Here is a 22601-nt window from a genome sequence, read left to right on the forward strand (position 1 = left end):
GCGCCGGACATCGCGTCCACGGCAACCTGCATGATGATCCGTGAAGCACCACACCACGGTCATCATGAACCGCAGGCACCGCACGCACCGCACGATCCGCACGAACCGGGGGAAGCCCATGCGCACCGTACCCGTCGCCGTCACCGTCCTCGTGGCGGCGCTCGCCCTGACCGCCTGCGGCGACAGCGACAGTGACAGCGGCGACAACAGCGGCGGCGGCAACAGCACCGCCTGCAAGCACGACGAGGTCGGCATCGCCTTCGGCCCCAGCAACGCCGCCCCGGTCGCCGGTGACGAGGGCAACATCCCGGTCACCGTGACCTACCGCGGGGACGCCACCTGCACGATTCAGGGCACCCCGGGCACCGACCTCTACAGCGGCGGCTCCTCCTGGGCCCTCAGCCTCCAGAAGAACGCGAAGGAGCCCAAGCTGACCCTGGCGAAGGACGAGTCGGCGACCTTCACGATCTCGTACGTACGCGGGGTCGCGGGCGACGAGAAGAAGGGTGTCGCCGTGGACAAGGTGAAGTTCACGCTGCCCGGCAACAGCGTCGTGGAGAGCTGGGACTGGCCGGACGCCGAGGTCGCGGTGAAGTCGGAGGGCGAGTTGGACGCGACGGTGAGCCCGTTCCTGCCGAACGGCGACTGAGCCCGACGCGGTCCGTTACGGCAGCGGGCGCCTGGCGGCGACCTGGGCCCGGTCCGCCGCCTCGGCACCCTGGCGCCAGCCGGCCTCGTCGCTGACTCCACGCACGCGCGTGGTGACGGTGTCCGGGAACATGCGCGTGACGTGGTCGCGGACGGCCACGTCACGGGCGGCGAGGACGGGCAGCAGGTCCCCCTGGTCCCTCCGGTCCCCCTCTGTATCGATGACCTGTTCCTGAGCCTGGGCGACTGCCGCCAGCCGGTCGCCCATCCGGTGTGCGTACGCGGCGAGGAAGGACTGCCGGAAGGTCTTCGTCCGCTTCCGGCCACCGGCCCGCTGCGCCGCCTCCGCCTTGGTCATCGCGGCCGTGGCCTGCACGAGGAGCGAGGTGTACAGCAGCTCGATCGCCTCCAGGTCCGCTTCGAAGCCGACGACCGTGGAAAAGCCGAGCGCCTCGTTCCAGACGGCCTGGCAGCGGTTCGCGGAGGCGACCGCGTCCAGCAGCACCGCCTTGGCCGTCTCGTACGGCGCATCGACACCGATCCGGCAGGCGCCGGGCGCGTCCGGGTCGTGTGCCCGGGCCGCGAGCAACGCCTCGTCGATGCTGTGCCGCGCCATCAGCTCCTGCGCCTTCGCACTGAGCGCCTCCGCCTCCTCCGGGTAGCCCGTGGCCTCCGCCTTGGCGAGGAGGGCCCGGATTCGCGTGAGCATGCGGGAGTCGCCGCGAGGCGGTTGACGGAGGTGACCGTGGGACGCGTCGAGGGGTTCCAGGGCGGGGAGGCGCAGGAGCAGGCGGTACACCTCCAGTGCGGCGGTGGCGTGCGAGAAACGGTCGGCGCGCTGGGGTTGGGGGTCGTCGGCGTCCAGTTCGGCCAGCTGCGCGGCCCATCGGGGGCTCGGCGGCGTCCGGTCCCCCGCCTCGTCCAGGATCAGCCGGGACACCAGTCGTACGTGTACGTCGTCCAGCTCCCGTCGCACGATCCGTACGACATCGGCGGGCTGCCAGCCCCGGCGCCAGGCGGCGGCAGTGAACTCCCGTCCCCTGCGGGCGAGTTCGGCGTCGGCCGCCGGATCTGCCGCGAGCAGGGACGCGCCCGTGTCGAGGGCCGCGTCGGTGTCGGCGTACAGGGCGGCGTCGAAGGCGCGGTCCACGGTGCTGGGCGTACTCACGCCTCGATCGTGACACGGGGGCTGTGGACGGGTTCGGGTAGGGCTGGACCTACCTTCGGGACGCCCTCCAGTGGTCGTGCGGGGTGGGGCGGCGACGGGTTGGCTTGGGGCATGACCACGACAGACATGTACGCGAGTTTCTCCTCCCGAACAGGCGTATCGGGAGGCGTGGAGCACCCGGCAGCGGCACCGAACACGGGTACGACATGCTGCCCCTGATCCTCTCCTCCCTGCGGACGCGCTGGGCCTCCCTCCTCGGTTCGTTCGTCTCCGTCGCGCTCGGGGTCGGGGTGATGACGACCATGGGGCTCGGGCTGGCCGCGACGCTGGACCAGCCCCTGCGGGAGCCACAGCGGTTCACGTCCTCGCCGGTCGTCGTGGCGGGGCGGGACACGCTCACGGTGGAGGTACGGCGGGGCCCGTCCACCGCGCACGTGTCGCACAAGCTGGCGCATCCACACCCTGTGGACGACCGGCTCCTCGCCGACCTGCGGGAACTGGGACAGGTCAGGACGGATGGCGCGGCGCGGGACGCGGTGGGTGTGAACGCCCCGGCCGAATCCGTACGAGCGGTTGTCGGCGACCGTGCCCGCGTCCTCACCGGCGACGACCGAAGCCGGGTGGACCCCTCCTACGAACGGGACGCGGAGGCCCTGGTCACGGTCAACTCCCTGCTCGGTACGGCCGCCGGGGTCACCGTCTTCGTGTCCGTCTTCGTGACCGCGTCGACCTTCGCCTTCGTGGTCGCCCTGCGCAGACGGGAGTTCGGGCTGCTGCGGCTGGCGGGCGCGACGCCGGGGCAGGTGCGGCGACTGCTGCTCGGGGAGGCGCTGGCTGTCGGGTGCGTGGCGTCGGCGGCGGGCTGCGCGCTCGGGGCGTGGGGAGCGCCCTGGCTGGTACGGGAACTGGTGGCGGGCGGGGTGGCGCCCGCGTGGTTCGCGCTCCACGGCTCTGCGGCCTGGCCGTACCACCTTGCCTTCTGGACGGGGGTGTTGGTCGCCTTCGCCGGTGCGTGGACGGCGGCGCGACGAGCGGGCCGGATCACTCCGGTCGCAGCGCTGCGGGAGGCCTCCGTGGACACGGCGGCACTGCCGCGGTCGCGGCGCGTGATCGGCGCCGTACTGCTGACCGGTGGACTCGGCCTGCTGGCCTGGAAGCTGGGCACGGAACCGGCCGAGCTCCTCAAGCGGAAGACGTACACGACCCAGCCCATGCTCCTCATCACGGCCGTGGCCGCGCTGGCGCCCCTGCTCGTCGGTCCGCTCGTACGGCTGATCCGCCTTCCCGGTGCGCTCGGGCGGCTGATCCGTGCGAACGCGGCCGCGTCGGTCCGGCGTACGGCCGCCGTGGCGGCTCCCGTGCTGGTGACGGTCGCGCTGACGGGTTCGCTGCTGGGGTCGGCGGAGAGCGTGGCGGCGGCGAAGGGGGCGGAGGCGCGGGAGCGGACTCGGGCGGACTTCGTGGTCATGGGTGAGAAGTCGGGGGAGGTGGAGGAAGTGGAGCTGGTACGGGTGGCCGGGGCGACGGTCGCGGGTTCGGCCTCCACGGCGGTGTTCGTGATGGAGGAGGGCAGCGCGCTGATCCGTTCCGAGGCGCGGGCCGTGTCGGACGTGGCGGCGTTCGCGTCGGTGGTGCGGCTGCCGGTGGTCGCCGGGGACGTACGCGATCTCGACGACCGTTCGATCGTCGTGAACGAGGAGTGGGAGCGGCACGAGGTGGGTGAGCGGGTGCCGGTGTGGCTCGGGGACGGGCGGCCGGCGCGGCTGCGGATCGTCGCCGTGCTCGCCCGGGGGACGGGGGACAACGGGGTGTACGTGACGGCGGCGAACGCGGGCGGGGCGGTGGTGGACCGGCTTGAGGTGCGGATGACGGAGGGGGAGGACCGGGAGGAAGCGGAGGACCGGGAGGACCGGGAGGCGATGGCTGAAGCCCTCCGGGCCTCCGGCGCGACCGTGACCGTGCGCACGGCGGACGAGTGGCTGGCGGCCACCCGGCCGGGCGCCGGGGCGCCGACACGGCTCGGGGTGTGGGTCGTGCTGGGCATCGCCCTTGTGTATACGGCGATTTCACTCGCGGGGACGTTGGCGATGGCGACGTCGGTGCGGGGTGCGGAGGTACGGGCGCTGCGGCTGGCGGGGGCCACTCGGGGGCAGGTGCTGGGCGTTGTCGTCGGGGAGGCGCTGGTGGCGGTCGGGGTGGGGGCAGGGCTGGGGCTGGCCGTCACCCTGGTGAACCTCGGGGGATTGGGGGGCGCGTTGGGGCTGTTGGGGGCACCGGTGGGGGTGGAGGTGCCTTGGGGGGCGCTCGGGGGTTGCGTGGGGGCGTGTGCGGTGGTCGCTGGGGTGGTGGCGGGGGTTGCGGGAGTCGCGGTGCGGGCGGGGGTGGGAGGCGAGTAGCGAGTAGCGCGCGGCGACGTGCGGGTAGGGATGGGGGTCGGGTGAGGCGCCCCGTCTCCCCGACTCCCGTCTCACTCACCGAAATTCGGTCGACGCTCCTCCCCGCCACGCCAAGCATGGCCCTCATGGTGGACACATCCCTGTACGCAGCGTTTCTGGTCGCGGCCTTCGCCCTGTGTGTCACTCCGGGGCCGGACATGATGTTCATCGTGGCTGTGGGCGGTCGCGGGGGCCCGGCCGCGGGGGTGACGGCCGCGGCGGGTGTGGCGAGCGCGATGCTGGTGCACACAGCCGCCGCCGCGGTCGGTCTTTCGGCGCTGTTCACGGCGTTGCCGGTGCTCTACTACGTACTGCGGTGGCTGGGGGCCGCGTATCTGCTCTACCTCGCGGTGAAGGCGTTCCGGGACCGGTCGGTGCCCGGCGAGAGCGGCGACGGCGGCGGTACGGGGATGAGGCGGGCCTTCTGGCAGGGCGCCGTGACGAATCTGCTCAACCCCAAGGTGATCCTCTTCAACGTGGCGTTCCTGCCCCAGTTCGTGGACCCGTCGCTGGGACACGTCCCGGGCCAGCTCCTTCTGCTCGGGGTCACGCTGGTGGTGATGGGCTTCCTGTGGGACGGCACGGTGGGCCTGCTCTCGGGGCGCCTCTCGCTGGTGCTGCGCCGCAGTCGGCGGGTGACCCGGGCGCTGAACGTCTTCACCGGGACGGTGTTCACGGGGCTGGCGGTGCGGTTGGCGGTGACGTCGCCGAAGTAGCAGTCAGAACCCCGGAAGTGTCAACTCGCGGTTGACGCACCAGAGGTCGTCAACCTACAGTTGACACATGACGACGAACCCCTCGATCACCACATCCGTGCGCCTCGACGACCTCATCGAGGCCATCAAGAAGGTTCACCCGGAGCCGCTCGACCAGCTCCAGGACGCCGTGATCGCCGCGGACCACCTCGATGACGTGGCCGACCACCTGATCGGTCACTTCGTCGATCAGGCCCGGCGTTCGGGCGCGTCGTGGACCGAGATCGGCAAGAGCATGGGGGTCACCCGGCAGGCCGCCCAGAAGCGCTTCGTCCCCAAGGCCGAGGCGGACCTCGACCCCAGCCAGGGCTTCAGCCGCTACACCCCGCGCGCCCGCAACGTGGTCACGGCCGCGCACAACGAGGCCAAGGCGGCGGGCAACGCCGAGGGCATTCCCGCCCACCTCGTCCTGGGCCTCCTCAGCGAGCCCGAGGGGCTCGGGGCGAAGGCGATCACCGCGCAGGGGGTGACCCTCGACGCCGTACGCTCCGCCGCGACGGCCGCGCTGCCTCCGGCCTCCGACTCGGCGCCCGAGCTCGTCCCCTACGGCGCCGACGCCAAGAAGACCCTCGAACTCACCTTCCGCGAGGCCCTCCGCCTCGGCCACAACTACATCGGCACCGAGCACATTCTTCTCGCCCTCCTGGAGTTCGAGAACGGGGACGGGGTGCTGAGCGGGCTGGGTGTGCGGAAGGACCTGGTGGAGGAGAACGTGCTGGAGACGTTGCGGGCGATCAGGGTCTTCAAGGAGGAGACCGGGGACGCCTGAGCGGGCCGGTTGCCTCGCCCCCGCTCCTCACCGCACACTCCGGACGGGCTGAGAATCCAAGCCCCGGCCGCGCGAATTCAGCCCCTCCGGCGTTTGAGGAGCGGGGTCCGGGGCGGAGCCCCAGGGGATGGGAACGGGTAGGGGCGGCGGGGGCGAAAACACCCCGCGCTCAGCCCCGCGCAGCCCCACTGTCACACCCCCCTGCCAGACTCCCCCCATGACCGACCGCTGGGCCCTCGCCCCGGCCGAGGAAGGTGGCGTGGACGTCGCCCCCCTCGGCCCCGACGGGCTGCCCGCAGGGCCGGTCGAGAGGGAGCCGGACCTGGTCACGGCCGTGCGGAGCCGACCGCAGGTCACCCGGTGGGTCTGGCGCACGACCGCAGAGGTGTACCCGCAGCTGCTCGCCACGGGCGTGCACGTAGAGCGCTGCTACGACATCGAGGTCGCCGAGACCTTGCTGCTCGGCCACGAGGGCCGGCTCGGAGAGCCCCGCTCGGCGGCCGCCGCCCTCGCCCGCCTCCACGGCGCCCCCGTACCCCCCGACCCGCCCCAGCGCTCCGCCGAACCCACCACCCAGTCGTCGCTCTTCGAACCCCGCCCGGTCCACGTCCCCCTCACCGACCTCATCGAGGTGTACGCGGACCAGCAGAGACGACACGACACCACCGCCCACCCCGACCGCATGCGCCTCCTCACGGCCGCCGAGTCCGCCGGCACCCTGGTCGCCGCCGAGATGAACAGGGCGGGCCTCCCCTGGAGCGCCGACGTCCACCGCCGCGTGCTGCACGAACTGCTCGGCGAGCGCTACGCGGGCGGCGGCGAGCCCCGCCGTCTCGCCGAGCTGGCCGACGAGGTCTCCCACGCCTTCGGCCACCGCGTCCGCCCCGACCTGCCCGCGGAGGTCGTCAAGGCCTTCGCCAAGGCCGGCATCAGGATCAGATCGACCCGCCGATGGGAGATCGAGACCGTCGACCACCCCGCCGTCGAACCCCTCCTGGAGTACAAGAAGCTCTACCGCATCTGGGTCGCCCACGGCTGGTCCTGGCTCCAGGACTGGGTCCGGGACGGCCGCTTCCGGCCCGAGTTCCTCGCGGGCGGCACGGTCACCGGCCGCTGGGTCACGAACGGCGGCGGCGCGCTCCAGATCCCCAAGGTCGTCCGCCGCGCCTGCGTCGCCGACCCCGGCTGGCGGCTCGTCGTGGCCGACGCCGACCAGATGGAGCCACGGGTACTCGCCGCCGTCTCCCGCGACCCGGGCCTCATGGAGGTCGCGGGCCGGGAGAGCGATCTGTACCAGTCCGTCTCCGACCGCGCGTTCTCCGGCGACCGGGAGCAGGCGAAACTCGCCGTACTGGGCGCGGTCTACGGCCAGACGTCCGGCGACGGCCTGAAGAACCTCGCCGCCCTCCGCCGCCGCTTCCCCAGGGCCGTCGCGTACGTCGACGACGCGGCCCGCGCGGGCGAGGAGGGCAGGCTCGTACGGACGTGGCTGGGCCGTACGTGCCCACCGGCGGCCGGAGCCTCCGAGTCCGCAGCCGAGGAGGCAGGCATCCCGCAGTCCCAGGACGACACCACCGACACCACCGACAGCCCCGGCACGAGCCCGGCCCAGGAGTGGACCCCGGGCTACGCCTCCACCAACTCCCGCGCCCGAGGCCGCTTCGCCCGCAACTTCGTGGTCCAGGGCAGCGCCGCCGACTGGGCCCTGCTGCTCCTCGCCGCCCTCCGCCGCGCCCTCGCGGGCATGGCCGCCGAGCTGGTCTTCTTCCAGCACGACGAGGTGATCGTCCACTGCCCGGCGGAGGAGGCGGACGCGGTGGTCGCCGCCATCGGGGAAGCGTCGGAGCTCGCGGGACGGCTCACGTTCGGACAGACGCCGGTGCGGTTCCCGTTCACGACGGCGGTGGTGGAGTGCTATGCCGACGCGAAGTGATCACTCAGCGCCCGAAGTCACCCTTCTCGGCCTCTCAGGCCCGCAACGGATTGGCCCGCACCGCTGCCAGCAGGTACCAGGCGGTCGCCCCCCGTGTGCCGGTACGGGTAGTACCCGAACTGACTCCCCACATTCGCGGTCCCGTCCCCCCGCACGAACCCGTCCGGTTGCGGCACCCCGTCGAAGAACACGTACGGCCCCACGTTGTACGCCTGCCGAAGCCTGCCGTCGTACGCGCTCTCAGCAACGCGCGCTCATTCTGCTGGTGCGCGTGAGGCGGGTCAACGTCCTTGATGGGCCAGGCACCCGAAGCGGTCAGGACTCACCGGGCCAGCCGAGCAACTGCGCCCCGAGGACGGCAACCTGCAACGTGAAGCTCTGCTGCGGGTCGTGCACCGAGTACCCGGTCAGTTCCCGGACCCGGTCGAGACGGTACGTCACTGTTCGTACGCCGACGTGGAGTTCGCGTGCCGCGGCGGTCGCCACCCGGTCCGCCGCGAAGTACGCCGACAGGGTGTCCAGGAGTGTGCCGGGGCCGGTGCGGGCCTTGCGTATGGGTTCGAGGACGACCTCGACCAGGTCGGCGAGCGCTGTTCTGTCCCGTATCAGCACCTGGTAGACGAGGAGGTCGGACGCCCGGTGCACCTGGCCGGGCAGTTGGAGGCGCTGGCCGATGTGCAGGGCCTGCCGGGCCTGCTCGAAGGAGCGGACGGCACCGCCGGGCCCGCGCTGCGGGCGTCCGATGCCGATCCGCCAGGCGCCGTCGGGCCTCAGGCTCTCCATGACGCGCGCGACGAACTCCTGCACCGTGCCGTGCACATCGGGCACGATGCACACCAGCAGGGCGTCCTTGGTCGTCACGAGCACGTCCCTACTCGCCGGGCCGAGGCCGACGATGGACTCCACCTGACGGGTCATCGGGCCGCCGTCGACGAACGGCTGCGGGCCCGCCGCGACGATCACCACATAGCTGCCGACGAGCCGCAGGCCGTACCGTTCGGCGCGTCCCACCAGGGTCTCCACGTTGCGCCCGTCGAGGAGGTCGTCGACGAACTCACGCCGGAACGACTCCTCTTGGCGCAACGACCAGCGCTGGGCCTCCTCATACCCCTCCGCCACAGCCGTGATCGTCGCGTCGGCGGCACGGAAGACGGCCTCGCCGATCCGGCGCATCGCGTCCGCGCCCGCGGCCTCCCGCACCCCGGGCAGCGAGGGCCAGGCGAGCCATGTCGCGCTCAGGTAGAGGTCGACGACACCACGCATGGGCACGTTGCGCTCGGCCGCCCGGGCACCGATGTCGCGCCGACGGCGGAGTTCGTCAGGGCCGAGCCGTCCTCCCGTGCTGACCTTCGCGAGCACGGTCAGATATCCCTCCAGGAGATCCGCCGGTACGCCGCGCGCCTCGTCGCTCGCCCGTGCGACGAGGTCCGCCACACTGGGCGGCTCCGCACCGGTGAAGTCCGACGGCGTCCCCCATGTCATGGCGAGCTCGATCTCCTTCTTGTGTGGCGGCACACCGGACAGCTTGCTATGCCACGCGTAGAACCACTAGCGGAACCACTAGCGGATGTACGGGGAGAGCGACGCTTCCGGCGTCGCGAAGCCTTTCTTGCCGGTCGTCGGCAAAGATTGCGGGCAGCTGATTGTTCACGCCGAACGTTGGACATGTTCACGAAGTAGCAGATAATCATCGTGGTGATCGAGTTGCCCGTACGACGTTCTCGATGACGGGAGACACGCATGCATGCCGCCGATGTCATCGAGACGTTGCCGACCGCGCTCCCGGACGACGACGTCCTGTCCGCCGTACAGATGGTCGCCCGGCACGGCCTGCCCGGCCTCGTCGTCGCCGACGAACAAGGAGAGGTGATCGGCTGCATGTCGTCGGTCGACCTGCTCCGGGCGGCGCTCCCGCACTATTTCCTGGACGACCCCGGCCTCACCCATGTCATCGACGAGCGGCATGCCGACCGGATAGCCGGGACGCTGGTCGGAACCCGCGTCCGCGACGTGCTCACCTGGGGGCCGCTCCGGATCCCGAGGGTCGGGCCGCAGGCGACGGTCGTCGAACTCGCCGCGCTGATGGTGCGGAGGCAGTGCCCGTTCGCCCTGGTCGAGCGGGAAGAAGGCGGGATACTCGGGATCGTCACCGCCAGCCGTCTGCTCGGGCGGCTGGCCACCGCCGCCGAAAGCGCATCCGCCGAAGGCGCGTCCGGGGGTGCGTCCTGATGACCAGGGATGTGCACCCCACGCGGTGGCCGTCGCGCGAATTCGCGGGCGGCCTTCCCGGCCGGTACACCCGGTACACACCGGTGGTTCCGGCTTCCGGACCACCCCCTGGGGCGTACGGCCCGCCGCCCGTCGGCTCCCGGTTCGCCGCGACGGTCCGGGCGCCCGGGCTCCGCGTGGCCCAACGGGCCGCCGCCCGGCGCGTGACGGCCGGGCCCACCCAGCAGATCACCGTCCACGGCACCCGGCAGATCACCGTCCTCGGCACCCGGCCGACCGGCCGGCGCGACCGCGAGGGAGCCGTGTGAGCCTGCTCGACCGTGACTCCACCCGCGCCGCGAGCGCGAGACAGCAACCCCGGCGCAAGACCACCATGCAATTCCTACGGATCGCCCCGTTCCCCGTCGTGTTCTGGCTGCTGCTCTCCGGGCACTTCGAGCCGCTGCTGCTGGCGCTCGGCGCGGTCTCGGTCGCCGTGGTCTGCTGGCTGACGCGGCGGGCCGGTCTGGACCACCAGAGCGTGACGCTGTCGTTCGCCCTGCGCCTGCCGCGGTACTTCCTGTGGCTGAGCGGGCAGGTTCTCCTCTCGACGTACACGGTGATGCGGAAGGTCTGGTCACCGCGGCCGGCTCTGCGGCCCGTCGTGGAGTCGACTCCGGCGGCGCACCTGCCGGAGCTGTCGCAGGTGGTCTACGCGAACTCGATCACGCTGACCCCGGGCACGCTGTCACTGGACGTCGACGAGGACGCCATCAAGGTGCACAGCCTGGAACGGGCCGGCGTCGACGAACTCCGCGAGGGAGTCATGCTGAGCCGGGTGCGGCAGACGGAGGCACAACGATGATCTTCGCCGTCATGGCGGCGTTGCTGGTCACCATGGTGCTCACACTGCTGCGCGCGTTCATGGGCCCCGGCCTCTACAACCGCATCCTCGCGATCAACACGTTCGGCACCAAGACCGTGCTGTTCGTCGCGGTGGCCGGTTTCCTCTTCGGCCGTCCCGAGTTCCTGGACATCGGGATCCTCTACGCACTGGTCAACTTCGTCGCCACCGTCGCGGTGCTGCGCCTGACCCACTATCAGGAACTGCTGAGCGAGGCAAAGGGGGGCGAACGAGGGTGAGCGTCCTCGACATACTCAGTGGCGTGCTGCTGGCCGCCGGTGCCCTGGCCGTGCTCTCCGGCGGGGTCGGCCTGCTGCGCTTCCCGGACTTCTACACCCGTATCCACGCCGCCGGCATCACCGACTCCGCCGGTGCCGGGCTGATCCTGCTGGGCCTGCTGCTGCGGGTGGACGCCTGGAGCACCGCGGTCCGCCTGCTGATCATTCTGCTGTTCCTGTGGCTGACCAGTCCCACCGCGACGCATATTCTGGCGCACGCCGCGCGACGCGACGGCGTACCCATGTGGCAGGAGGGTGACCGGCGCCAGTGACGACGACGTTCACCTTGATCAACGTAGCGCTTCTCGCCATTCTCATGGCGACCGCCGTGACCATCACACGGCTGCGCGCGCTCTACGAGGCCACGATGCTGGCGGCGCTGTTCAGCCTGGTCACCGCGAGCCTCTTCGTCCTCCTCGACGCCGTGGACGTGGCGTTCACCGAAGCCGCCGTAGGCGTCGGCATCAGCACCGTGCTGATCCTCGGCGTACTCGCGCTCACCCGCTCCCGGGAGGCCGTCACACCGCGTCGGCGGCGCCTGCCCGGCGCGGTCGCCGTGCTGCTGACCGGCGGCATGCTCGTCTACGCCAGTCTCGACCTGCCCGAGTTCGGCGCCGCCGACAGCCCCGTGCAACGCCACCCCCTCACCGACGTGTACCTGCACCAGTCCCAGGAGGACATCGGCATCCCCAACACCGTCACCTCGGTGCTGGCCAGCTACCGAGGGCTCGACACCCTGGGAGAGCTGGTCGTCGTCTTCACCGCGGGCCTCGCCGTACTGTCGCTGCTCGGCCCGCTGGCGGGGCCGGAGCGGACCCGGCCGACCGCGGACTTCCACCTCGCCGACTACCGCGTCATCCGCGTCGTCAGCGGCGCGCTCATGCCGTTCATCCTGCTGTTCGCGCTCTATGTGCTCTTCCACGGCGACTACGGCGCCGGTGGCGGCTTCCAGGCCGGCGTGATCTTCGCGTCCGGCTTCGTGCTCTACGGTCTGGTGTTCGGGCTGGACCGGGCGCAGCGCGTGGTGCCGCGTGCCGCACTGTGGTTCCTGGTCTCCCTCGGCCTGCTGCTCTACATCGGGCTCGGCGTGACCACCATGCTACTCGGCGGCTCCTTCCTGGACTATGACGTCCTCGCCCCGGGCCACCCCGAGACCGGGCAGCACCTCGGGATTCTGGTCGTGGAGACAGCCATCGGCATCACCGTCGCGTCGGTCATGACGACGATCTTCTTCGGCTTCGCGGGCCGGGGGGTGTCCCGGTGATCGCGTCCCACTACGTCTACTGGACGTTCTTCGCCCTGATGCTGATAGGGCTCTACGTCGTCATCAGCCACGGCAACCTGCTGAAGAAACTGATCGGCCTCACCCTCTTCCAGGTCGGGGTCTTCCTCTTCTACATCGGCCTCGGCAAGAGGGATGGGGGCAGTGCGCCGATCATCTCGGACGACGTCGAGGTCTACTCGCACCCGCTGCCACAGGTGCTGATCCTCACCGCCATCGTGGTCGGCGTCGCCACTCTCGCCGTGGGGCTGGCCCTGGCCGTACGCATCTTCGAGGCATACGGAACCGTCGAGGAGGACGAGGTACTCAAACACGACAGCACCGACGGCACCGATCGCATCGACAGCGCCGACCGTGCTGACCGCGCCGACCGCGCCTCCGGGCAGGACGGCCACCATGCCGCCGAGTACGACGACGACCGCGCCCCCGAGTACGACGGCGACCGTGCCGCCGGGCAGGACGGTGGCGGCTCATGACGGATCACCTGCCGGTGCTTCAGGTGGCGGTCCCGCTGCTGTGTGCGCCGCTGTGCGTACTGCTGCGGTCCCGGATCGTGGCGTGGCTGCTGTTCCTCGTCGCCGCCCTGGCCTCGCTGACCTGTGCCGTCCTGCTGGCCGAGCGCGTGGACCGGACCGGCGCGCTGCGGTACGCGATGGGCGACTGGCAGGCGCCGTACGGCATCGAGTTCGTGGTGAACGGCTTCAACACCCCCGTGCTGCTGCTGGTCTCGCTGAGCGCCGCGGTCGTCGCCGTCTACAGCCGGCGCAGTGTCGAGGCCGAGCTCGACGCCAGGCGCGCCCCGCTGCTCTATGCCTGCCTGTGTCTCACCCTGGCCGGGCTGCTGGGCCTGGCGATCACCGGGGACGTGTTCAACGCGTTCGTGTTCCTGGAGATCAGCTCGTTGTCGACGTACACGATGATCGCCATGGGGCGTCGTCGGCAGGCGCTGCTGGCCAGTTTCCGCTACCTGGTGATCGGCACCATCGGGGCGACATTCGTGCTGATCGGCATCGGCCTGGCCTACGCGGTCACCGGCACCCTGAACATGGCCGACCTGGCGCAGCGGCTGACCGGCAGCCACGACAACCGCGCGCTGCAGGCCGCCGTGGTCTTCGTCTTCGTCGGTCTCGCGGTCAAGATGGCCGTCTTCCCGCTGCACGCCTGGCTGCCCGCGGCGTACGGGGAGGCGCCGTCCGTCGTGAGCACGTTCGTCGCCGCCACGGGAACCAAGGTCGCGATCTACGTGTTCTGCCGGTTCGCGTTCACCGTGTTCGGCGCGTCGCTGGTGTTCGGGGCCATGCCCGTCGACCGGATCGGCCTGATCCTGGCCGTCCTGGGGATCCTGGCGGGCTCAGCCGCCGCGTGCTTCCAGAACGACCTCCGGTATGTGCTGGCCTGGTCCAGCGTCGCGCAGGTCGGCTACATCGTGGCCGGAGTCAGCCTGGCCACCACGGCCGGTGTCTCCGCCGCGTATCTGCACATGATCATGCATTCGGTGACCAAGGCCGCCCTGTTCGCGACGGCCGGGCTGCTGTTGCTGCGGCTCGGCTCGGTCCAGCTTTCGGCGCTGGCCGGGATCGGGCGCCGGATGCCCTGGACGTTCGCCGCGTTCGCGGTGGCCGGCCTCGGCCTGGTCGGGGTGCCGCCGACCGCGGGCTTCGTCAGCAAGTGGGCGCTGGTGACAGCGCTGGTCGAGAAGGGCCAGTGGCCCGTGCTCGTGGCCATGCTGGCCGGCTCGCTGCTCGCCCTGGTCTACATCGGCCGCGTCGTCGAGGTCGCGTGGTTCCGCGAACCGCCCGACGGGGTCGAACCGCTGCGCCCACCGGCGTCGATGGTCGCCGCCATCTGGTTCTTCGTCCTGCTGTCGCTCTACTTCGGGATCGACGCGTCCCTGCCTGCCCATCTCGCCGACGCCGCGGCGGAAGCGCTGCTCGGAAAGGGGGGTGGCTGAGATGGTCACCGCCTGGACCTCCCCCGACCGGGCCGCCGCCCTTCCGACCGTGGTGGCCCTTCCGCTGCTGGCCTGCGGTGCCGTACTGCTTCTGCGGCGCCGGCCCCTCGCACGCGAGGCCGCTTCGGTCGCCTTCGGCCTCGCGCTGGCGGGCGCCGTGCTCTCGCTGTGGCCCGTGGCCGAACGCGGGCTGCGCTTCGAGCTGTGGACGTGGCTGCCCGGCCTGTCGCTGGAGTTCGCACTCGAACCGCTGGGCCTGCTGTTCGCCTCGGTCGCCGCCGTGCTCTGGCCGGTGACCACGGTCTACGCCGCCGGGTACCTGCGCGCCGCGCGGGAGCCCGCCCTGGACAGGTTCTTCGCCTTCTTCGCGCTGACCATCGCGTCCGCGATGTGGATCGCGCTCTCGGCCAACCTGGTCACCCTGCTCATCGGCTACGAGCTGATGACCCTGGCGACCTGGCCCCTGGTGGCCCACCACGGCGACAAGCAGGCCCGGCGCGGGGCACGCACGTATGTGGTGATGCTGCTGGTCACCTCCATCGGACTGCTGCTGCCCGCGATCATCTGGACCTGGGTCCTGGCCGGCACCACCGACTTCCGGCTCGGCGGCATCCTGGCCGGCCAGGCCGGATCGGGGGTGCTCACCCTGCTCTTCGCGCTCTACCTGTTCGGCATCGGCAAGGCGGCGCTGATGCCGGTGCACCGCTGGCTGCCCGCGGCCATGGTGGCCCCCGCCCCGGTGTCGGCGCTGCTGCACGCGGTCGCTGTGGTCAAGGCCGGGGTGTTCACGGTCCTCAAGGTCACCGTGTACGTGTTCGGCCTGGACACCTTGCGCGAGAGCGGTGCCGCGGAGCCGATGAAGTGGGCGGCCTCGTTCACGCTGATCGCCGCCGCGATCGTGGCGATACGGTCGGACAACCTCAAGCGCCGGCTGGCCTACTCGACGGTCAGCCAGCTCGCCTACATCGTGCTGGCCGCGACGCTGGCCCACGAGGTCGCCGCCGCCGGAGGCGCCCTGCACATGGTCACCCACGCGGTCGGCAAGATCACCCTGTTCCTGTGCGCGGGCGCCATCGCCATCACGGCCGGGAAGACCCGCGTCAGTGAGCTCGACGGGCTCGGCCGCACCATGCCGTGGACCTTCGCGGCGTTCCTGACGGCCACGGTCTCGATCATCGGCCTGCCTCCGACGGGCGGCACCTGGAGCAAGTGGCTGATGCTCCTCGGCTCGGCCGAGGCGGACCAGGTCGTGCCGCTCGTGGTGCTGCTCGTCGGCTCGCTGCTCGCCGTGGCCTATCTGATGCCGATCGCGGTGCGCGCGTTCCTGCGGCCGCCGGCCGACCTGCCGGCGCACGGTGAGGCACCGCTCGTGATGACCGGGCCGCTGACCCTGACCGCGCTCGGCTGCGTCGCGCTGTTCTTCGGTGCGGACGCCGTGCTCGAACCACTGGCCAGGACCCTGGAGCTGCCGTGAGCGACGACCACCGCCCGGCCGACGGCCACCGCCCGGCCGATGACGCTCGCCCGGCCGATGGCGACCGCCGGCTCGACGACCGCCACCGGGTCGATGACGACCGCCGCTGGCTGGACGAGCCGCGCAACGTGACCCTCATCGTGTACGGCCTGGCCGTGCTGTGCGCGCTGGCGCTGGTGGCCGACTTCTTCTACACCAAGCACCCCCACTTCTCCGTGGAACGGTGGCCCGCGTTCTACGCCGTCTACGGCTTCGTGGGCAGCGTGACCCTCGTCCTCGCGGCCAAGGAGCTGCGGCGGCTGCTGCGTCGCGACGAGGACTACTACGAGCCGCCAGAACAAGACGGCAACGAGCAGGCGCAGCAGGACCGCGACGAGCAGTGGCAAGAGGACGGCAACGAGCAGTCGCAACACGGCCGCAACGAGCAGTCGCAACACGACCACGACGAGCAGTGGCGACACGACCGCGACGAGCCGACGCAACACGACCGCAACGACCTGCCGGAACGGGACCGCGATGATGACTAGCCCCGCTCTGCTGCTGATGCTCGGCGCGGCCGGTGTGGCGTTGCTGCGCGGCCTGCCCCGCCGCGTCCTGATGCTGCTGCTGCCGGTGGCGGGCCTGGTCATGCTGTGGCTGCTGCCCGAGGGCCCCGGCGCCACGTTCGCGCTCTTCGGCCTGGAGCTGACCCCGGTACGGATCGACGCCCTGTCCCGCCTGTTCGCCACCGGCTTCCTGGTCGCCGCGCTGCTGACCTCGATCTACGCCCTGCACCTGCGGGACCCCCTGCAACAGGCGATCATCCCGCTCTACGCCGGTACCGCGGTCGGCGGCGCGCTCGCCGGTGACCTCGTGACCCTGTTCGTGTTCTGGGAGCTCGCCGGCCTGTCGTCGGCCTTCCTGATCTGGGCGGGCCGCACCGAGCGCAGCTACCGCGCGGGCATGCGCTACCTGGTCGCGCAACTGCTCTCCGGGCTGCTGATGCTGGCCGGAATCGCGCTACGGGTCCAAGCCGGCGAGGGGATCGAGTTCGGCTACCTCGGGCTGAGCGGCCCCGGAGACGCCCTGATCCTGCTCGCGGTGGGCATCAAGTGCGCCTTCCCGCTGCTGCACGCCTGGCTGACCGACACCTACCCGGAGGCGACGGTCGTCGGCGCGGTGGCCCTGTCCCCGTTCACTACCAAGCTCGCCGTCTACGTACTGGCGCGCGGCTTCCCGGGCACCGACCTGCTGATCTGGGTCGGCGCGGCCATGACGGTCTTCCCGATCTTCTACGCCGTGATCGAGAACGACCTGCGCCGCGTGCTCGCCTACAGCATGATCAACCAGCTCGGGTTCATGGTCGCGGGGGTCGGCATCGGCGGTGCTCTCGGGGTCAACGGCGCGAGCGCGCACGCCGTGGCGGACATGGTGTTCAAGGGCCTGCTGTTCATGGCCATGGGCGCGGTGCTGATGCGTACGGGCACGGTCAAGGGGTCCGAACTCGGCGGCCTCTACAAGTCCATGCCCCAGACCGCGGCGCTCTGTATGGTCGGCGCGGCGTCCATCTCCGCATTCCCGCTCTTCTCCGGGTTCGCCACCAAGTCGATGATCATGGAGGCAGTCGGCCAGGAGCACCTGACCGTGGTCTGGCTGATGCTCCTCTTCGCCTCGGCCGGCGTGTTCCACCACGCCGGCATCAAGATCCCCTACTTCGCCTTCTTCGCCCACGACCGGGGCTACCGGGTGGCCGAGGCCCCGCTGAACATGCGTGTGGCCATGGCGATGGCCGCGCTGATCTGCGTAGGCATCGGGGTGGCCCCGAACCTCCTGTACGAACTTCTCCCCCACCCCGTGGACTACGCCCCCTACACGACCGCGCACGTGATCAACCAGCTGCAACTGCTGCTGCTCGCCTCGATGGCCTTCACCGTGCTGGTCCGTACCGGGCTCTACCCACCGGAGCTCCGCTCGGTCAACCTCGACACGGACGCGGTCTACCGCCGGGTGCTGCCGTACGGCTGGCGCACCCTGTCCCGCGCCGTCCCCCGGCTGCGCGGCACCCTGGGCCCGCCTCTGCGCCAACGCGGCGGCACCCTGTGGAACGCGACCACCCGCCCGTTGCGTCCGGAGGCGAAACTGGCGACGCCGTGGCCGACCCACCTGATGGTCTGGTGGGCCGTCTTCCTCCTGGGAACCGTGCTCCTGCTGGCGCTGCTGTAGGGCCTGCGATGTGTCTCCGTGAAGTGCCCTCCGTCGCCGGGCCACGGCGTAGGCGTACGTGTCGCGGCTCGCGGCTCGCAGCTGGGATGGGGTTCCGCCCCAAGAGATCACCCATGATGAGCACGCCGAGCGCACAGAGCACGCCGCACCGGGCCGGAAGCGCCCCCGCGCTCCCGGCCCGGCCCCCGTCCCCCCGTGACCCGCCCCCCGTTGCCGACGACGCGGCATGCGTTCCCCCGTTGTAGGACCGCACGCGGCGCCGTCTACTTTGTTTTACGGGCCTCCCTCAGCATGCCGACCACCCCTCCGGATTGTCAATCAGACTTTATGGTCACCGTGCCGCTACCCTCGCCCGTAAACTTCGGTGCACAGTGGAGGCGCGCAGTGAAGGTGTGGCCGCCGAGAGCGACCGGTGATGTCGGCGGTGTCAGCAGCGAGGGGTGATCGGGTGCAGAGCCGGAAACCGGCGAGCGGGCGCACCATCGCCCAGAAGCTCGACCACCTGATCGGCACCGTCCATCCCCCGGACCGGGGCCCGCTCAGCTACATGGAGATCGCCGAGGGGATTCGCACGAAGGCCGGGCCGGACGGCCCGACGGTGTCGCACGCCACGATCCAGAAGATCCGCAAGGGCGAGATCACCGACCCGAAGGTCAGCACCCTCACCGTGATCGCGGGCTTCTTCGGCGTCCCGGTGACCTACTTCTTCGACGACGCGGTGGCCGAGCGGGTCGACGCCAAGCTCGCCCGGATCAAGGAGCGGGTCGAGCTGACCCGGGCCCAGCAGGAGCTGGTGAGGATCCTGGAGGACAGCGACGTACGGGATGTCGCGCTGCGCATGAACGGCCTGTCGGCCGGAAGCATCCAGGCCATCCGCGGTGTGATCGACCAGGCGCGCAGACTGGAGGGGCTGCCGGAGCCGCCGCCCGGCCGCGCGCGGGACACGAAGCCCTGAGGCGGTCCTGCCACGCCCCGAGGTGGTCCTGCCACGATCCCGAGGTGGTCCTGCACCGGTCCTGACGCGTGAGCCGTCCCGAGCCGTCCGCGGCCGGAATGTATCGGTCTGCGGTCCGGCCGACTCGGGGCGACTTGAGCACGTGCACGCCATCACTTAGGCTCACGCGAAAATCCGTTCGCTCCGTTCAGCGGACAACGCTTGGCGGAATGTCGCGGAATGTCATGGGACACCCGAGACTTCCGGTCGGCTCAGGTCTGCCCGGCCAGCGAGGACCGCATGTACTTCACGCGCCGCCGCGCCCGCTGCGAGGCCGTCGCCGACGTGGTCGCCATCCCGCGCCCCTTCGACCTCGACGCCCTGTGCGAGGGCATCGCCGCCCAGCGAGGCCGTCCGTTGCGCCTGGTCCCGCTGGAGGGCGCCCCGAACAGCAGCATGCCCTGCGGGGTCCTGGTGGCCACCGAGAGCGCGGACCTGATCTTCTACGAGCCCGCGACCAGCGCCCTGCACAAGCTCCAGATCGTCCTGCACGAACTCGCCCACCTGCTCCTCGGCCACGGCTCGCCGGACGCCGCCCGGCCCGCGTACGCCACCAGGCTGCTGCCGGACAGCGAGACCAGTGAGTACGGCAGTGAGTACGGCAGTGAGTACGGCAAGGACGGCGAAGACGACGAGGACGACCTCGGGATCGACCTCGACCAGGTGCTGCACATCCTCGGGCGCACCAGCTACAGCGACAACGAGGAGAAGGACGCCGAGCTTCTGGCGACGATCCTCAGTCACCGCATCCTCGACCGCGAGGCCACCACGAACCCCGTGCTGGAACGGCTGGGCGACGCCCTCGGCCATCCCATCCGCACCTCCACAGAAACCCCCAAAACCCCCTGGGACCGCAGATCGTGAGGGCGCGCGTATGACCACCGTGGTACTGGTCCTGCTGTGGATGGTCGCCCTCTGGCGTGCCCCCTCGGCCGTACGGTCGTCGAAGCAGCGCACCCTGTGGATCGCCTTCGCCGCGCTGACGCTCGCCATGACCCTGCGCCATTCGGCCATCATGCACGCCATCGACGGCGGCACCGGCGTCAACAACCTGTCGACCCTGCTGAAGCAGTACCTGGGCATCACGGCGGCGGGCGCGGTTCTGGAGTTCGTCTACGTCATCGCCCGGCCCCACAACCGCACCGGGGTACGGCGACGGATGGCCGCCGCCGGGGCGACCATGGCCGTGCTGACCGTACTGTTCGCCTTCGTACCGCGCCGGACCGAGGCAGAGGACTTCTTCGACCGCAGCGCCGGTTCCGTCCCGGCCACCGCCTACCTGCTCGTCTGGCTCGCCTACCTGGGCACCGCGATGGCCATGGCCACCTGGCTCTTCTGGGGCTCCAGCCGCCACGCGGGCGCGGGCTGGCTGCGCACCGGCCTGCGGCTGCTCGGCGCGGGCACGGCGGTCGGGGTGGCGTACTCACTGTCCCGCGCCGTCTACCTCGTACTGCGCCTCGCCGAGGTGGCCGGGCCCGGCAGCGACGCGGACGCGAGCACGGTCACCGACGCGATGAAGCACGCCGCCATCGGCCTGATACTCGTCGGCAGCTCCGTCCCGGCCGTCGGAGTGGCCTGGCGGGCGGCCCGGCACTGGCGGTACCTGCGCGCGCTGCACCCCCTGTGGCAGGACCTGACCGAGGCCGTCCCCGAGGTCGTGCTGGGCGAGGAGTTGCGCCGCCGGGAACTGCGGATGCGGCTGCACCGCCGAGTCGTGGAGATCCGCGACGGGATCCTCGCCCTCCAGCCGTACGTCTCCGCCGCCCAGCGGGACGCCGCCGAAGCCGCCGCGTCCACTGCCCGACGGGACCTCGCGGAGGCCTGCTGGATCGAGACCGCCCGCCACGCCAAGCTCGCGGGCCGCGCCCCCGACGAAGCCGTCCAGCGCCGGGACACCGGCTCCGCCGACGATGACACCGCCCTCGGCCTCGACCTCGACCTCGAAGCCGAGGCCCAATGGCTACGGCGGATCGAGGACGCCCGGGCCGACGACACCGTACGGGACTTCGTCCGCACCCACGGCACGCACGCCCCCGGCCCACCCGACCCCGGCTCGCACGACCCCAGTCCACGCGATCCCATCTCCCGCGACCCCAGCCCGCACGACAGCCGCCCCTCCGCCCAGGAGAAAGCCCCCCAGTGACCAGCACCGAAACCGCCGTTTCCGCCGCTCGGCCGGAGTCCCGCACCGCCCGCCTCGTCACCGACTGGTTCGAGCCGAAGAACTGGATCCTCGTCGTCACCCTGCTCATCGGCTGGCACGCCGGCGAACTGACCGGGGTCGGCTGGGGGTTGTTCGGCGCGCTGTTCGCAGCCGTCATCCCGGTGCTCTTCATCAAGCTCGGCATCCGGCGCGGCACCTGGGCCGACCGTCACCTCGGCGTGCGGCAACAGCGGCTCGTGGTCATGGTCTTCATCATCTGCTCGGTCACGACCGGCACCCTGCTGATGAGCCTCCTGGACGCCCCGTCGGCCATGGTCGCCCTCATCGCGGCGATGGTCACCACCCTGGTCATCCTCATGACCATCACCTTCGCCTGGAAGATCTCCGTCCACGCCGCCGTCTCCTCCGGCAGCGTCACCATCCTCGCCCTCGACTACGGCCCCTGGCTGCTGGCCGCCTACCCCCTGGTCGCCCTGATCGGCTGGTCCCGCATCGCCCTGCGCGACCACACCCCGGCCCAGGTCGTGGCGGGGGCGCTGCTGGGCGGGGTGGTGGCGGGGGTGACGTTCGAGCTACTGCGGTGATGGAGAGACGACTACGCCGCCCGTGAACCCGTAGGCCTTGCACCCCTCCCTGGGAAGACTCACCTGCGAGCAGGAGAGTCGATGCTGCAGAACAGCTTCAGAACAAGGGAGCAGCCCATGGCGCCGCGAGCGGCATACGACGAGATCGCAGACTGGTACGAGGAGGAGTTCCTCGGCGGACAGCGAGCAGGGGCTGCGCGAGAGGCCGGCAACCCCCTGAACCTCGGCCGCATCCTCCGCGACCTCCTCGGCGAGGGCAGCGGCACCTGCCTGGAGATCGGCTGCGGCACCGGCGTACACGCCGCGGGCGTCCGGGAACTGGGCTGGACTCCCGTCGGCGTCGACCTGTCCTCCGGGATGCTGCGGCACGCCCGCGGCCGCCTACCCGTCGCTCTGGCCGATGCCGGGCGCCTGCCGCTCCGGGACGGCTCCGTTGCGGCCGTCATCGCCATGATGGTCCACACCGACATGCCCAAGTACCCGGCGGTACTACAAGAGGTGACCCGCGTACTGCGCCCCGGCGGAGTGTTCGTACACGTCGGCGTCCACCCCTGCTTCTGCGGCGGCTTCGCCTACCGCCACGACCCCGACGCGGTGGTGATCCGCCCGGGCTACCTCGACGGTCACTGGACCAAGGCGTCCTGGACGGACCAGGGGGTACGCGACAAGGTCGGCGCCACCCACCATCCACTCCCCGAACTACTGCACGCGGTCCTCGACGCCGGCCTGACATTCGAGAGGTTCACCGAGGCCGGCACACCCACCCCGATCGCGCTGGCCGTCCGGGCACGGAGACTGAGCACCGGACTCGCAGAGCCCCTCCGCCGCACACTGAACTGAGCCACGCATCCG

The 22601-nt window shown here is 71.1% G+C and carries 23 protein-coding genes; 21 read left to right on the forward strand and 2 right to left on the reverse strand.

The genetic code is table 11. The features are described from left to right. The first annotated feature begins 64 nt into the window (after nt 1-64). Nucleotides 65-649, forward strand: coding sequence for a DUF4232 domain-containing protein (locus ACWD3C_RS24765; RefSeq protein ID WP_451147398.1), 585 nt, complete (start codon nt 65-67; stop codon nt 647-649). 15 nt (nt 650-664) lie between these two features. On the opposite strand, the gene ACWD3C_RS24770 is transcribed toward ACWD3C_RS24765, so the two are convergent. After that, nucleotides 665-1816, reverse strand: coding sequence for a DUF2786 domain-containing protein (locus ACWD3C_RS24770; RefSeq protein ID WP_451147400.1), 1152 nt, complete (start codon nt 1814-1816; stop codon nt 665-667). 206 nt (nt 1817-2022) lie between these two features. Between ACWD3C_RS24770 and ACWD3C_RS24775 the strand changes: the two genes are divergently transcribed. From ACWD3C_RS24775 to ACWD3C_RS24790, 4 genes are all read left to right on the forward strand, one after another. Continuing rightward, nucleotides 2023-4212 (forward strand): FtsX-like permease family protein, encoded by a 2190-nt coding sequence (locus ACWD3C_RS24775; RefSeq protein ID WP_451147402.1) that lies wholly within the window; start codon nt 2023-2025, stop codon nt 4210-4212. Between the two features lie 125 nt (nt 4213-4337). After that, on the forward strand, nt 4338-4967 hold the full coding sequence (locus ACWD3C_RS24780; RefSeq protein WP_451147404.1) for a LysE family translocator: 630 nt from the start codon (nt 4338-4340) through the stop codon (nt 4965-4967). Between the two features lie 67 nt (nt 4968-5034). Further along, complete coding sequence (locus tag ACWD3C_RS24785; protein ID WP_451147406.1) at nt 5035-5775, forward strand: Clp protease N-terminal domain-containing protein; 741 nt, start codon at nt 5035-5037, stop codon at nt 5773-5775. A 217-nt stretch (nt 5776-5992) separates the two neighbouring features. Further along, nucleotides 5993-7708 carry a bifunctional 3'-5' exonuclease/DNA polymerase gene (locus ACWD3C_RS24790; RefSeq protein WP_451147408.1) on the forward strand — a complete coding sequence of 572 codons (1716 nt, stop codon included), beginning with the start codon at nt 5993-5995 and terminating at the stop codon, nt 7706-7708. A gap of 315 nt (nt 7709-8023) precedes the next feature. Here the strand turns inward: ACWD3C_RS24790 and ACWD3C_RS24795 are convergent, their stop codons facing one another. Further along, nucleotides 8024-9223: a PucR family transcriptional regulator gene (locus ACWD3C_RS24795; protein ID WP_451147410.1), complete on the reverse strand. Its 1200-nt coding sequence runs from the start codon at nt 9221-9223 to the stop codon at nt 8024-8026. A 225-nt stretch (nt 9224-9448) separates the two neighbouring features. On the opposite strand from ACWD3C_RS24795, the gene ACWD3C_RS24800 reads away from it, so the two are divergent. The 16 genes from ACWD3C_RS24800 to ACWD3C_RS24875 all read left to right on the forward strand — a co-directional run bounded on the left by ACWD3C_RS24800 (nt 9449) and on the right by ACWD3C_RS24875 (nt 22589). Further along, complete coding sequence (locus ACWD3C_RS24800) at nt 9449-9937, forward strand: CBS domain-containing protein (protein WP_451147412.1); 489 nt, start codon at nt 9449-9451, stop codon at nt 9935-9937. Further along, nucleotides 9937-10245, forward strand: coding sequence for a hypothetical protein (locus ACWD3C_RS24805; RefSeq protein ID WP_451147414.1), 309 nt, complete (start codon nt 9937-9939; stop codon nt 10243-10245). The genes ACWD3C_RS24800 and ACWD3C_RS24805 overlap by 1 nt, the downstream gene beginning before the upstream one ends. Next, entirely contained in the window at nt 10242-10781 is a 540-nt protein-coding gene (locus tag ACWD3C_RS24810; RefSeq protein ID WP_451147416.1) for a Na+/H+ antiporter subunit E, read from the forward strand. The genes ACWD3C_RS24805 and ACWD3C_RS24810 overlap by 4 nt, the downstream gene beginning before the upstream one ends. Further along, nucleotides 10778-11059: a monovalent cation/H+ antiporter complex subunit F gene (locus ACWD3C_RS24815; protein ID WP_451147418.1), complete on the forward strand. Its 282-nt coding sequence runs from the start codon at nt 10778-10780 to the stop codon at nt 11057-11059. The genes ACWD3C_RS24810 and ACWD3C_RS24815 overlap by 4 nt, the downstream gene beginning before the upstream one ends. Next, entirely contained in the window at nt 11056-11370 is a 315-nt protein-coding gene (gene mnhG, locus ACWD3C_RS24820; protein WP_451147420.1) for a monovalent cation/H(+) antiporter subunit G, read from the forward strand. Before ACWD3C_RS24815 ends, mnhG begins: the two co-directional genes overlap by 4 nt. Then, complete coding sequence (locus ACWD3C_RS24825) at nt 11367-12362, forward strand: DUF4040 domain-containing protein (protein WP_451147422.1); 996 nt, start codon at nt 11367-11369, stop codon at nt 12360-12362. Before mnhG ends, ACWD3C_RS24825 begins: the two co-directional genes overlap by 4 nt. After that, complete coding sequence (locus ACWD3C_RS24830) at nt 12359-12856, forward strand: cation:proton antiporter subunit C (RefSeq protein ID WP_451147424.1); 498 nt, start codon at nt 12359-12361, stop codon at nt 12854-12856. Before ACWD3C_RS24825 ends, ACWD3C_RS24830 begins: the two co-directional genes overlap by 4 nt. After that, nucleotides 12853-14331 carry a monovalent cation/H+ antiporter subunit D family protein gene (locus ACWD3C_RS24835; RefSeq protein WP_451147426.1) on the forward strand — a complete coding sequence of 493 codons (1479 nt, stop codon included), beginning with the start codon at nt 12853-12855 and terminating at the stop codon, nt 14329-14331. The genes ACWD3C_RS24830 and ACWD3C_RS24835 overlap by 4 nt, the downstream gene beginning before the upstream one ends. 1 nt (nt 14332) lies before the next feature. Continuing rightward, entirely contained in the window at nt 14333-15805 is a 1473-nt protein-coding gene (locus ACWD3C_RS24840; RefSeq protein ID WP_451147485.1) for a proton-conducting transporter transmembrane domain-containing protein, read from the forward strand. Further along, entirely contained in the window at nt 15802-16332 is a 531-nt protein-coding gene (locus ACWD3C_RS24845) for a hypothetical protein (protein ID WP_451147428.1), read from the forward strand. The genes ACWD3C_RS24840 and ACWD3C_RS24845 overlap by 4 nt, the downstream gene beginning before the upstream one ends. Further along, the gene (locus ACWD3C_RS24850) at nt 16322-18007 is read left to right on the forward strand and encodes a Na(+)/H(+) antiporter subunit D (protein WP_451147430.1); all 1686 of its coding nucleotides are present in this window, start codon (nt 16322-16324) and stop codon (nt 18005-18007) included. Before ACWD3C_RS24845 ends, ACWD3C_RS24850 begins: the two co-directional genes overlap by 11 nt. 448 nt (nt 18008-18455) lie before the next feature. Next, the gene (locus ACWD3C_RS24855) at nt 18456-18962 is read left to right on the forward strand and encodes an XRE family transcriptional regulator (RefSeq protein WP_451147432.1); all 507 of its coding nucleotides are present in this window, start codon (nt 18456-18458) and stop codon (nt 18960-18962) included. A gap of 219 nt (nt 18963-19181) precedes the next feature. Then, a complete protein-coding gene (locus ACWD3C_RS24860) occupies nt 19182-19865 on the forward strand; it encodes a hypothetical protein (RefSeq protein WP_451147434.1) in 684 nt (227 codons plus the stop codon). A 10-nt stretch (nt 19866-19875) separates the two neighbouring features. Next, nucleotides 19876-21144, forward strand: a complete 1269-nt coding sequence (locus tag ACWD3C_RS24865; RefSeq protein WP_451147436.1) for an MAB_1171c family putative transporter — start codon at nt 19876-19878, stop codon at nt 21142-21144. Beyond that, nucleotides 21141-21749: a hypothetical protein gene (locus ACWD3C_RS24870; RefSeq protein WP_451147438.1), complete on the forward strand. Its 609-nt coding sequence runs from the start codon at nt 21141-21143 to the stop codon at nt 21747-21749. The genes ACWD3C_RS24865 and ACWD3C_RS24870 overlap by 4 nt, the downstream gene beginning before the upstream one ends. 81 nt (nt 21750-21830) lie before the next feature. Then, nucleotides 21831-22589: a class I SAM-dependent methyltransferase gene (locus ACWD3C_RS24875; protein ID WP_451147440.1), complete on the forward strand. Its 759-nt coding sequence runs from the start codon at nt 21831-21833 to the stop codon at nt 22587-22589. Nucleotides 22590-22601 lie beyond the last annotated feature (12 nt).

This window comes from Streptomyces sp. NPDC002845 (assembly GCF_053591955.1).